The 12,499-nt window shown below is 64.4% G+C and carries 10 protein-coding genes; 3 read left to right on the top strand and 7 right to left on the bottom strand.

The window, feature by feature from the left end:
- Positions 1-15: 15 nt before the first annotated feature.
- The 4 genes from ACOIX3_RS14210 to ACOIX3_RS14195 all read right to left on the bottom strand — a co-directional run bounded on the left by ACOIX3_RS14210 (position 16) and on the right by ACOIX3_RS14195 (position 3,306).
- The gene (locus ACOIX3_RS14210) at positions 16-273 is read right to left on the bottom strand and encodes a hypothetical protein (RefSeq protein ID WP_420970430.1); all 258 of its coding nucleotides are present in this window, start codon (positions 271-273) and stop codon (positions 16-18) included.
- A gap of 163 nt (positions 274-436) precedes the next feature.
- Positions 437-1,066: a transglutaminase-like cysteine peptidase gene (locus ACOIX3_RS14205; RefSeq protein WP_420970428.1), complete on the bottom strand. Its 630-nt coding sequence runs from the start codon at positions 1,064-1,066 to the stop codon at positions 437-439.
- 326 nt (positions 1,067-1,392) lie between these two features.
- On the bottom strand, positions 1,393-2,055 hold the full coding sequence (locus ACOIX3_RS14200; RefSeq protein ID WP_420970426.1) for an AAA family ATPase: 663 nt from the start codon (positions 2,053-2,055) through the stop codon (positions 1,393-1,395).
- Between the two features lie 15 nt (positions 2,056-2,070).
- Positions 2,071-3,306, bottom strand: a complete 1,236-nt coding sequence (locus ACOIX3_RS14195; protein WP_420970425.1) for a glycosyltransferase family 4 protein — start codon at positions 3,304-3,306, stop codon at positions 2,071-2,073.
- Between the two features lie 195 nt (positions 3,307-3,501).
- On the opposite strand from ACOIX3_RS14195, the gene ACOIX3_RS14190 reads away from it, so the two are divergent.
- Together ACOIX3_RS14190 and ACOIX3_RS14185 are read left to right on the top strand one after the other, a co-directional pair.
- Entirely contained in the window at positions 3,502-4,446 is a 945-nt protein-coding gene (locus ACOIX3_RS14190) for a hypothetical protein (RefSeq protein WP_420970424.1), read from the top strand.
- A 26-nt stretch (positions 4,447-4,472) separates the two neighbouring features.
- Positions 4,473-7,028: a glycosyltransferase gene (locus tag ACOIX3_RS14185; protein ID WP_420970423.1), complete on the top strand. Its 2,556-nt coding sequence runs from the start codon at positions 4,473-4,475 to the stop codon at positions 7,026-7,028.
- Here the strand turns inward: ACOIX3_RS14185 and ACOIX3_RS14180 are convergent.
- Entirely contained in the window at positions 6,969-9,308 is a 2,340-nt protein-coding gene (locus ACOIX3_RS14180) for a glycosyltransferase family 2 protein (protein ID WP_420970422.1), read from the bottom strand. The genes ACOIX3_RS14185 and ACOIX3_RS14180 overlap by 60 nt on opposite strands.
- A 229-nt stretch (positions 9,309-9,537) precedes the next feature.
- Here ACOIX3_RS14180 and ACOIX3_RS14175 point away from each other — a divergent pair, with 229 nt between their 5' ends.
- A complete protein-coding gene (locus ACOIX3_RS14175; RefSeq protein ID WP_420970421.1) occupies positions 9,538-10,845 on the top strand; it encodes a UDP-glucose dehydrogenase family protein in 1,308 nt (435 codons plus the stop codon).
- Between the two features lie 137 nt (positions 10,846-10,982).
- Here ACOIX3_RS14175 and rfbD read toward each other — a convergent pair whose 3' ends face one another.
- Positions 10,983-11,894, bottom strand: a complete 912-nt coding sequence (gene rfbD / locus ACOIX3_RS14170) for a dTDP-4-dehydrorhamnose reductase (protein WP_420970420.1) — start codon at positions 11,892-11,894, stop codon at positions 10,983-10,985.
- Positions 11,894-12,448, bottom strand: coding sequence for a dTDP-4-dehydrorhamnose 3,5-epimerase (gene rfbC / locus ACOIX3_RS14165; RefSeq protein ID WP_420970419.1), 555 nt, complete (start codon positions 12,446-12,448; stop codon positions 11,894-11,896). Before rfbC ends, rfbD begins: the two co-directional genes overlap by 1 nt.
- Between the last annotated feature and the right edge of the window lie 51 nt (positions 12,449-12,499).

Below are 12,499 nucleotides of genomic sequence, written 5' to 3'. Positions count from 1 at the left end.
CTGCCGCAGTGACGGTTAACGCGACCGCAGCGGGACGTTGGTCTGCTGCCCAACCGGCGGGGCGTGTCGTGGTGGCCTTCCATAGGGGTAAACCGGTGTTGCCGGCGGGACCGGCTGGGTCGCCTGCGGCCGCGACGTCGGGACACCGCCGCCCGGGCCGTCGATCGAGTAGCGCGTTGCGCCCTGCGTGGTCTGCCCGGTGCCCTGTGCGAGCACGGGACCGGCTGTGGCGACGACCAGCGTCGCAATCGTGACAAGGCCGGCCGGCTTCATGTCGATGCCTCGATAGGTTGGACCGGGATCAACCGGTCCGGCCGCCAATCGTTCCGGAATGTTGTCGCAGCGGCCTCGCAATCTTCATCATCCCTCATACGAAAAGTGGCGCGGCGAAAGGTCTCGCCGCGCCACGTTCAATCGATGGGGCTGACTCAGAAGTTCAGGCGCCGGCCTGCGCGACGGCGGCCCAATGATCGGGGTTCGCCGGGGTCTGCATCCTGACCCAGCGATAGCGCGCCTGCGACCAGTTGCGGATCTGCGCGTTCAGATTGTCGAGCACGACGTCGCCGCCATCGGCGCGGACCACCAGCACGAGATGATGCTCGCCCCAGGAGGTCACCACCTCGCTCAGCAGCAGGTTGCGCATCGGCCAGCCGCGCGCCAGCAGCTCGTGGCGCTTGCTGACGGCGTAGTCGTTGCAGTCACCGCGTGCCGGATTGATCAGCCATTCCTCGCCGGCGAGGCCGCGCTCGTTGCGCTGTGGCGCGATGCTGCGATTAACCGAGGCATTGACCTCGATCAGGTCGGCGATGCGCTGCTTCGTCAGACGTGTGGCGCCGCCGCGGAATGTCATGCGGGCGCGGGGCTTCTGCTTGCACTCGTCGGCATAGCGCATGCAGAACATGGTGTAGGCCATCGGCGCCAGCGTCGGCTCGCTGAAGCGGATCTTCTCGACCACGCCGCGCAGCGGCAGCGGGAAGCCGATCATTCCAGCTTGCGTGTGCTGCGCGCTTGTCCCGAGCGCCACGATGGCCAGAAGCAAGGCCATCACTCTCTTGACGTTGTACATTCTTCACTCCCCACAGTGACGGGAAGCATGTACGGGAAATGTCTTGAGCTTAGGCTCAAGCGCGCGGCGGCATTTGCTTCAAATGCTCCGATGCGCGCGAGCGGTTTGTTAACCAAGCCGGGTTCCCGCGCCGGCAAGCCGTTCGGCTGCCGAATGATAACGCGCGTGAAGGTCAACGGATCGCGGCTTCATCGCGCTTGCAGTGCTTTTTTCCTGTGGTTTCTGTGGACGCCGCCGTCAGATCAAGGGGCAGTTGCGGCGCGGGATCGCTTGGTCCCATGCGGACATGGTTACCCGATGTGAAGCAGCTGGAGCGCTCTGTTAATCTAGACCGTCATGCGCTGCCGGGGCGCGATCCCGCACCAGCTCATGACGAGATCGGCGAGCGTCTTGATCTCGATATCCGCCGGCGTGCCGCTAGCGAAATCGGCAACCGATTGTCCCAGCGCGACGGCGCGAACATAGGCCGAGCGGCTTCCGATCATCGGCCCGATCTCCTCGTCGAGCATATCGAGCTCCTCGATCAGCTGCTGGCCTTCGAGCGTGCGCTGGTCGACGCGGTTCGGCACGATCATGGCACGGAGCGCGGTTCGCCGCGCGGCTCGGACCTCCCGCACGATGTCGATCGTCCGCGCGGTGGCCTCGATGTCGAGGCCCGACGGCGTACACGGCATCAGCACGATATTGGCGACCGCGAGCACGGCGCCCAGCACCCGGTCGTTGGGCGCGGAATCGACGACGATGATCTGATGCGGAATCTGGCGCATCAGCTTGGCCCATTCGGCAACTGGCCGGGTTTCCGGATCAAGCTGGTAGACGGGAAACGACAAATTGCCGGGCTCGGCCCAGTGGCAGGCGGACGCCTGGGAGTCGGCGTCGACCAGTCCGACCAAGCCCGTACGGCGATCCAGTTCTGCGGCCAGCAAAACTGCAAGAGTCGTTTTTCCGACCCCGCCCTTGCGCTGGGCAACCGAGATGACAAGCGGCATTGCTAGCTCCTGGCGTTATCCCCCGTGCGTGCGCGGGAGGACACCTTCATCGACGAGCGTCAGCATCCGGGGCAGACAGACCCGCTTTGCGTCGTAATTGTCTCGCACAAAGCTCCTCGCCTTCATCCGCATCTTCTTGAAGGCTTTCGGCCGCGACAGCACCGAGACTACCTGATCCGACAACGCATCAATATCAAAAAACGGCGCCAGCAGGCCGTTGCCGTCCGAGATGATATCGCGAAGCGGAGCCGTGTCGGATGCCACCACCGCACATCCCGCACTCATCGCCTCCAGCAGCGACCATGACAGCACGAAGGGATAGGTCAGATAGACGTGCACCGAGGAGATCTGCAGCAGCGCGAGATACTGTTCCCGAGGAATCCGGCCGAGGAAATGCACGCGGCGCAGGTCGATCTCCGACCTGATCTCGTCGAGGAACATCGACTTCCAGCTCGAGCCCTTCGGCGGATTCGCGCCATAGGATGTCCCGCTGCCGCCGACGATCACCACCTGCGCATTCGGCCGCGCAGCCAATATCCTCGGCAGCGATCGCATGAAGACGTGGAATCCGCGCACCGGCTCGAGATTGCGCGAGACGTAGGTGATCACCTCGTCGTCCGCCGACAGTGTCGCGCCGTTCGGAAGCTGGAACCTGGCGACGGGATTGGGTTTCACCTCGTCGGTGTCGACGCCCTCGTGGATGACATCGATCTTGCTCTGAAACTCGCGCGGAAAGGTCGACCTCTGCCATGGCGTCGGCGAAACGCCGGAATCGCATTCCGTGAGCGCCAGCAGCGTCGTCGCGTTCTTCAGATGAAGCGCGACATTGCCGTCGAGGCCCGTCATCGGAAACTCGGGATCGAAGCCGACGTCCCTGCCCTCGGCACCGTAGTAGAATTCGCAATAGAGGATGATCCGCGCTTTCGGAAACATCGTGCGCAACGGCAACGTCTCACCCCAACCGGGATGCGCGAAGATCAGGTCCGGCACGAAGCCCTGCCCCGACAGCGACGACAGCGCATACAGGACCTCTTCGGCACGCCGCGCTTCGACATCGAAGCGGCGGGCAAAGGGGTGGACCATCGCGGAGTCCGACTTGGTCGTCGAATATTTCAGCAGCCGGATATCCCGCGTCGTGCTCGCGGTCGATGAACCGACCGCAACGACCTTGTTTCCGGGCTGCTCGGCGAGCGCACGCGCAATGTGGCGATACTGGGCTGGAAAGTTGTTGTGGACGAAGAGGACGTTCATTGGCGGGCGGGCGCGCCCCCCGGCCGCGCGGTCTTCGATTGGGGTCAGATCCGAGATCATGACCGGCAGGGTGTCTTCGATATGCACGTGCGAACTATCTCACCGGATTAACATTAAGCCCCCTTCTATCACACCAATTTTTGGGGCACACTGTGGGAAACATATCAACCCATTCCGTTAAGCTCGCAGGCGACCATGAACGAACAGATTCAGCAGAAAACCATTGACCTGGCACGGGGTCTTTTCCTGGTTCGCTACAATGGCGCGGAAGACAAGACATCACCTCCGGTGGTGCGCGTCTATCCCGATCGCGCCAGCCTTAACAATTGTAACATTATTACCGGGCCCGATGCGGCCAATGGAACCCTGTTTGCGCCCGAGACCGCGCTGGTCGTGTCGGTGGCCCGGCCAAGCCGCCTGATCGTCGAGGTCACGGCCGGGCGCGCCGGCGCCTCGACCGCCGCCAATATCAAGATCGAACCGCTGAGCCAGGGACAACCCGCCGTGCAGCCGATCGGTCAGCCCGCCAGCGAGCCATTCGACACCGACGAGCCCGAGGCCGGCCCTGAGGAGCTGAGCGCCCTCAAGCTGCTCGCGCATGTCGCGGGTTTGGGTGACGTGACGGTTGGCCCGAATACGTGGATTGCCGGACCGGCCGCGCCGGCCCGAATCGAGGGTATTTCCCTCGAATGGCCGAACAAGCCGTACGATCTCAACCTGCAATATGCGGTCAAGTTCGCCCGGCCGCAGCGCGGCGACAACCAGTTCGTTCCGCTCGGAACCTTTGCCGGAACCCGGGGACGCGCGCTGGCCATCACGGGGTTCTCGCTGGAGGCCACGGGCCCCGGCGCGGATCGCTACGCCATTGCCGCCGAGACCATCTTCCTCGGGGCTCCCGCCTTGCGGGTGACCGGGAACCGGATCGTGGTGTCGGGCCCTTCGGGCCGGGAACCTCTGGTTGGCCTCAAGCTCAGTCTCGAAGAGCACCGGGCGCAGGCGGCGCCGCTCGCGCCCCGGCAGCCACGGCACGCTGAACCCGCTCCGCCGGCTCCCCTGATGCCGCGCCAGGAGGCACCGCGCCTCGAGGGACGGGTACGCGTATTCCGGAGCCGGCAGAACGCCGTCAAGACGGCGGGCTGATCCATGTGGGCAGACAAGGGCGACACTTGACCGCCGACGCGCGCAGGATCGCCTTTACGTCCAGAACGCTCCACCACGTCGATCTCGAGCGGGCCGCCGTCGCGGCGCTCGAGGCACGTGATTTCCGTCGCGCATTCGCGCTCGCCGACCGCCGTTGCCGGATCCTGCCGCATCCGGGCGCCCGCGCCCATTTGCTGCGCGCAGAAGCGCTGTTTCGCCTCGATCTCAAGGAAGCGGCCGTCGCCAGCGTCGCCAAGGCGCTCGAGCTCGAACCGGACGACCTTGCCGCCGCGCGGCGAATGATGGTCTGGGGCGACGGCCTTGCGCAGATCGAAGCCGCACGAAGCGTCGCGCGGCGCGATGACGATCCGGATTCAGTCAGGAGCGCGCTCCTGCTGCTCGAGCAGAACGGTCAGGACAGTTGCGCCCGTATCGACTTCCTCGATGAGGAGGTGAAGGGATGGGTGACGTGGCGAGGCGCTGATGATCCACACCTTTCACTGGCGCAGGCGGATCAATCCAGCACCGTCCAGCTTCCCGCCGATCCCCGTCACCGGTTTGCGCTCAATGGGCGACGTGCTGCGAGCTTCCGTCTGATGCGGCCGGCGTCCGCGACCTCGCAACGCCTCGAGATCGCGCAGGCGGGCCGCGTCATCGCGAGCATCCAACTCCCGGCCAACCGCGCGCCGGATCGCCGCAACGCGCCACAGCGACTGCCTCGCGCCGGGAGCGCCGAAACTCCGCCACTCACCATCATCATCCCGGTCTACCGGGATCTGGCCGCGACGCGCGCCTGCATCGAGAGCGCGTTGACGGCCGTGGCCTGCACGCCGGGCGCGACCATCGTCGCCGTCGATGACGCGTCGCCCGAGCCTGACATCAAGCGCCTGCTCGGCGAGCTGGCTTCGGCGCAGCGCATCCGGCTCCTGACCAACGCGCACAATCTCGGCTTTGTCGGCGCGGTCAACCGGGCGCTTGCCGAGACTGATACCGGCGACGTCGTGCTGCTGAACTCGGATACGACGGTGCCGAAATACGCGCTGCAACGCTTGCGAAGCGCCGTGCAATCGACGTCCGGCGTGGGCACGGCGACCCCGCTCTCGAACAACGGCGAATATACCAGCTTTCCAATTCCGAACCGGTCGAACCCCCTGCCCTCGCCCGACGAACTGGAATTGCTGGACGAGCTTGCCGGCACGGCAAATTCCGGGATCGCCATCGACATTCCCAACGGCATCGGATTCTGCCTCTACATCACCCGCGAATGCCTCGACGCCGTGCATGACCTCTCCGACGATTTCTATCGCGGCTATCTTGAAGACGTCGACTTCTGCCTCCGCGCCGCCGAGGCCGGCTTCCGCAATGTCTGCATCCCGTCGGTCTTTGTCGGACACGAGGGCTCGCGCTCGTTCCTCGGCGAGAAGCGTTCGCTGGTGCTGCGCAATCTTCGCGTGCTCGAGCACCGTTACCGGCGCTATGCGACGGAATGCGCGGCGTTCCTGCTTGCCGATCCGCTGCGCGACTGCCGCGCGGCGCTTGAGCTCAAGCTGCTTGCGAATGAACAGCGCGCCGCCGGCCTGCACGTCATCCTCTGCGGCTCCGCCGTTGGCCGCGAGATTGCCATCAGGCGGTGCCGGCAACTCGCGGCGGACAACAAGCGCGGTCTGATCGTTCACTTCCGCGCCGAGGGACGACGCCAGCTGGCTGCGATCTTCGCGCCGGATGGCGGAGCCCCGCAGTCGATCGCACTCGACGTTGCGACAGCTGAGGGCCGCGAGGCCCTTCTGCAGCTTCTCGCCGATCTCCAGGTCCGCTCGCTCGAGATTTCGGAACCGAACCGCATCCCCGGCGCATGTCTCGCGCAGCTCACGCAACATTTCGCCTACGAGCTCCTGATCACTGATACCAGACTTGCCGAGCGCGCCGCGATTGGATCCGGCCTCCATCCGGACTGGACCGGTCTCGTCGAACGGGCCCGAGGCGTGATCGCGATCGGCGAAGACGGGGCAGCCTTTTCGGTGTCGGTTCTCGGCCTGCAAGTGGTCAGGCCGAGCGACCCACTGGCGCGGCCGGCGCGGCATCCTGCGGCGAGCGGCCCGGCGCGTCTCGGCCTGCTTGCACTGCGCGGCAGCGCGGCGGAATTTCGCTTCGTCCGAGCGCTCAGCGATCAAATCGCCAATGCCCATGCAGACACCGAGATCATCGTGCTCGGCATCACCCTCGACGACCTCAAGCTGATGCAGCGGACGAATGTCATGGTCGCCGGCGAAATCGCCGTCGACGACGTTGCCACACTCATCGAAGGTCACGGCATCACGAAACTGGTGCTCGACATCGGTGAACCGGCATTCGGGCACCCGCTGGTCGACGCGCTGCTGGCGACCGGATTGCCGGCCGCCGCGACGGAGTGGCTTCCGACACCGCCGGGACGCGGCCGAAAGACCGACCTGAAGCTGCAGCCCGGCTTTGACGCCGATGAAACGGTTGCCGCCGTCCTCGACTGGGTGGTCGAAGATGTGCAGTTACATCCCGATCGGAGGAGCAGTCGGCACAGGCGGGAGGTTGGCGCGCGGCTTCCATGACCGCGGCGGCCATGCGAGCGAGGAGAACGGCGTCGAATCCAGCCCGAGCAGCGGGCTGTAATAGGGATCGTCGAGCAGCACCTCGCCCCACTTCGCGCGCAGCATCGCCAGCTCGCGCCCGAAGCGGGCCTTGCGGTCCGGCGCGGAATCGCGGCCCCGGCTTGCCGACTCCAGGTGAACGAGTTTCGCGTCCGGCGTGAATACGATCCGACGTCCGAGCTGACGCAGCTTCAGGCACAGATCGATATCGTTGAAACTGATCGGAAAGCGGACCTCGTCCATGCCGCCGACGGCCACGAAATCGCGCTTGCGCATCAAGAGGCACGCGGCCGTCACCGCCGAACATTCGTGCGCCACCTGGAGCAGATCGCCGTAGCCGGGATCACCATCCATCCGATCGTTGAAGGCATGCGCAGCCGAGAAATTGGCGCCCAGCACCACCCCGCCATGCTGCACGACGCTGCTCGGCCAGAGCAGCTTTGCGCCGACGGCTCCCACATCGGGAGCGGACAGCGGCCACAGCATCTCCGCCAGCCAGCCGTCGTCGAGCGCCTGGACGTCGTTGTTGAGGAAGCAGATGTTCTCCGTGTCGACGCAATCGACGGCGGCGTTGTTGATGGCTGCGAAGTTGAAGGGCCCCTCGACCGAAATGACGTCGATGTCGTCCGCCGAAAGACCCTCGAGATAGTCCAGCGCTTCCGGCTCGCTCGAGCTGTTGTCGACGACGAGAATCCGTGCGTTGGTCTCATGTGCGGCCGGCAGGACCGTCTCGATGCAGCGCTTGAGCAGTTCGGCGCGGTTTCTGGTCGGGATGATGATGGTGGTGCGCTCGTTCCAATCGACCGCGCGCTTGATCCGCACAGCTGGAAGAAGCCCCGCTTTCCGCGGCTCGACATTCGCCTCGACGCCAGTCCTGGCAAAATACGCCTGGCTTGCAGCGACCAGTTCGGCGGTTGCGGCGGACGCATCAATTCGCGGCAACGCCGCGACAGATCCCGGCAGATGATAGATTCGCTCAGCATCCACGCAGCCAATGAAGATGTCGTAGAGCGACGTCGCCGATCGCAGCGCTTCCACGGCACGTTCCCGGCGCACCGCAAAGCAATACGCGCCATAGCCCTGCTCGAGTGCACGTTCGAGGTCGAACGCCGAGAACGCCAGCGGCCAGACCGCGCCGGCGCCGGCCGCGACCTCGACGTCGCCATAGACGAGCTCGCAGCCGGGCTCGGCCGCGAACACATCGGCGAAGCGCTGCAAGGCATCTTCCGCCAGGATCGTCCCGCTCAGGCAGAAGACGAAGAACGCGCTATTGGCGGCATCGCCGTCGACGAACTCGCGCGCAGCGCTGGAATCGAATTGACTGAAGCCCCGCGCCGGCAGAGACACCGCCGACCAGGCCGCGTGCCGCTGGGCCTCCAGGCTCTCGATGCTTTCGTCCACCCTGGCATCCCCGATCAGGACGACCGCGGCCTCGGATGGAACGTCAGGCGGTGGTGTCGGCGAGAAGCGCTCTTTCCAGTTGCGATAGGTGTGAAACGGCACCGAGGCAGGCAAGAGCTGATCGAACAATTGTCCGCGCAGCCGCTCGCTCTCCCAGCGTCCGAGCTCGGCGATGGTCTGCTCCAGGCCGCGCTCGAAAGCGACGAAGGCAACCGGCTCCGAGATCAGGCTCCGTCCTGAAACTGTCCGCGCGGACAGCCCGCGCACGCGACCGTCGGCAAAATGCTCGGGCAGATGAAAATCGATCCGGCGGCCGACGCCGAACTCGCTGCCCCGCGCAACGTTGGTCCACCCTGTCGGCTTCACGGTCATCACCGGCCGTTGCGCGATCAGGATCTCGATGTCTTCATCGACGTCCTGCGAGAGCCAGCCCTCGAAACGCAAGCCTCCGGCCCATTTGATTTCGCCGATTCGATGCCACTGCGCTTCCGGTGCAGCGACATCGCAGCGAATCGGAGCACCGACGGGACTTCCGATATTCGCCAGTCTTGCCTCGATGATCGCAGCGCTCGAGCTGACCTCGTCCTGCACGTTGAACGTAAAGCCAAATCGACCGTCGCCGATCCCGGCATCGGCAAGCTCTGTTACAAACTCGTCACACAATGATGACATGTATGGCTCGCCGTCGACCAGCAGCTCGACGGCGTAGCGTCGGCTCGGATCGGCGCGGTCATAAACAAATCCAGAAAACGTGGTGCGATCGTATCTGGAGAATTGCGTTTGCAACGACGCGTATTCAGCTCCTGAGGGCCTCTGCTTGCCTATCGTCTTCGTGCTCATGTCCACCCCTCAAACGGCGGCTCGATTGTCGGTCGATTTCAAGTTGAGAATGTGTCCATGGCGCGCCCAAGCTGACTAGCGAGCACTCACCTGCACTGATGCGATCACCGTTTGCACAAAAAGCCGCCGAGCTCCAACACAAACGATACGTTATAAAACTTGGCGTTATCGGCGCCAATTGTGCTAGTGCTAACTCCTCCTCTCCACACACTGATCGACGAGCGGATTCATGAAGATTGCAATGGTTGGAACGGGATATGTAGGTCTCGTATCCGGAGCGTGTTTTGCCGATTTCGGCCATCAGGTCGTATGTATCGACAAGGACGCCGGCAAGATCGAAGCCCTGAAGCGCGGCAATATCCCGATCTACGAAACCGACCTCGATAAGCTCGTTGAGACCAATACCGCCGCCGGACGGCTGACCTTCACGACGGAGCTCGCCGGCGCCGTCGGCGACGCCGATGCCGTCTTCATCGCGGTGGGAACACCGTCGCGCCGCGGCGATGGCCATGCGGACCTGAGCTACGTCTATGCTGCCGCCAAGGAGATCGGCGCAGCACTGAAGAAGTTCACCGTGGTGGTGACGAAGTCGACCGTGCCCGTCGGCACTGGCGACGAGGTGGAACGCCTGATCCGCGAGACCCGTCCCGACGCGGATTTCGCGGTTGCTTCGAACCCCGAATTCCTGCGCGAAGGCGCGGCGATCCAGGATTTTCGCCATCCCGACCGGATCGTCGTCGGCACCGAGGACGATCGGGCCAAGAGGGTGATGGGCGAAGTCTATCGCCCGCTCTATTTGAACCAGGCGCCGATCCTCTATACCGCACGACGTACGGCGGAATTGATCAAATACGCCGCAAATGCCTTCCTCGCCACCAAGATCACCTTCATCAACGAGATCGCCGATCTCTCTGAAAAGGTCGGGGCGAATGTACAGGAAGTCGCGCGCGGCATCGGGCTCGACAACCGGATCGGAACCAAGTTCCTGCATGCCGGCGCAGGCTATGGCGGCTCGTGCTTCCCGAAGGATACCCGCGCCTTGTTCAAAACGGCGCTCGATCACGACGTCCAGCTGAAGATCGTCGAAGCCACGCTGACCGCGAACGACAACCGCAAGCGCGCGATGGCGCGCAAGGTCGCCAACGTGCTCGGCGGCGAGTTGCGCGGCAAGACGATCGGCGTGCTCGGCCTGACCTTCAAGCCCGATACCGACGATATGCGCGAGGCACCGTCGATCCCGCTGATCAACGGCCTGATCGACTTCGGCGCGAGCGTTCGCGCCTACGATCCGGTCGGCATGGAGCAGGCCCGCAAGGAATTGCCCGAGATCGCGTACTGCAAGGACGCCTATGAATGCGCCCGTCAGGCGGACGCGCTTGTCATCGTGACCGAGTGGCGCCAGTTCCGAGCGCTCGATCTGAAGCGCATCAAGCAGGAAATGAAGCATCCGGTCGTCGTCGACCTGCGCAACATCTACCGGCCGGACGAGATGGCCGCGCACGGCTTCACCTACGACAGCATCGGCCGGCCGCGCTAAGCGGCCGCGCCGGCGCCGCCTAATCCCAAAGCGCGATGAGGTTGAATCCTCATCGCGCTTTTTGCGTGTTGTCTCACGATCAACTCAGCGCAAACGCCTGGCACTTGCCGCAGGAAACCCGCTCCGCACTTTGGGCTCTAGGCGTGGGCGGGCGCGCCGAGCTGGACATACGAGTCCAGCTCGCGTGCGAGCGCTTCCTGCCACGTCGGCATCGTCACGCCGAACTGCGCCTTCAGCCGCGTCAGATCCAACCGTGAATTGCCCGGACGCACCGCTTTGGTCGGGAAATCGGCCGTCGCAATCGGAACGATGTCGTCGACGGCGAGCGTGACGCCACGAGACCTCAGCCCGCCGACAATGGCGGTTGCAAAGCCGTGCCAGCTGGTTTCGCCGGCGCAAACCAGATTGACCACACCGCCCCTGCGCGCGAGCTGATCGTGCAGCGTGGTGAGGTTCGGCAGGACGATGCCGGCGACCGCGCCCGCAATCGCCTGTGCCGTCGTCGGCGCGCCGATTTGATCGGCCACGATCCGCAGCTCCTTGCGCTCGCCGGCGAGCCGCGCGATGGTGCGCAGGAAATTCGTGCCTTTTGCGGCATAGACCCAGGAGGTGCGCGCGATCAGATGCGCCCCGCCCGCCGCCTGGATCGCGACATCGCCGGCAAGCTTGCTTGCGCCGTACGCCGACAACGGTTCGGTCGGGCTGTCCTCGCGCCACGACCGGTCGCCCGAACCGTTGAAAACGTAGTCCGTGGAGAAATGCACCAGCGGCACGCGGTTCGCCGCCGCCCATTTCGCCAGCGCTTCGGGTCCCCTGGCGTTGACCAGGAACGCCAGCTCGCGCTCGTCCTCGGCGCGATCGACGGCCGTATAGGCGGCCGGATTGATGATGAGATCGGGCTTCAGCCTCTCGAGCTCGCCCGTCAACATCTCCGGCTTCGACAGATCGAACTCCGCGGTCGGCGGCGCGATGAGGGTGCCGTGGCTTTCCAGCAGAGGCTTGAGCGCACTGCCGACCTGGCCGCGCGTTCCGGTCAAAAGAATCCGCATCAGATTTGTCCATAGGTCGGGAGATTGCTGGCGTCGGCGAGCAGCGGCGCATCCACATCCTTGGCCGACAGCTGTGGCTTATCGACGCCCCATTTGATCCCGATCGCCGGATCGTTCCAGCGGATCGAGAGCTCGTCCTTGGGGCTGTAGAAGTCATCGCACTTGTAAAAAAAGTCGGCGGTTTCCGAGAGCACCACGAAGCCGTGGGCAAAGCCGCGTGGCACCCATAGCTGCCGACGGTTGTCCTCGCTCAATTCGACCGCGACGTGCTTGCCGAAGTTCGGGCTGCCGACACGCACGTCGACGGCTACGTCCAGCACTTTGCCGCGCAGCACGGTCACGAGCTTGCCCTGGGTGAGCGGATTTTGCAGATGCAGCCCGCGCAGCACGCCGTAGGCCGAGCGGGACATGTTGTCCTGCACGAAGGGGCGCGTGATGCCGTGCTCGACATAACGGGGCGACTGGTAGGTCTCGAGGAAGAAGCCGCGCTGGTCGCCGAACAGCTTCGGCTCGACGATCAGAACTTCAGGAAGCTCGGTCTTGATGACGTTCATTTAACATTTGTTCCAGTTTGACGCGCCCAAAATGTTAATTTCCCCCTCATA

Source organism: Bradyrhizobium sp. B120 (assembly GCF_049075665.1).
Lineage (GTDB): Bacteria > Pseudomonadota > Alphaproteobacteria > Rhizobiales > Xanthobacteraceae > Bradyrhizobium.
The sequence above is the reverse complement of the archived record's forward strand: the minus strand, read 5'-3'. Positions and strand labels throughout refer to the sequence as shown.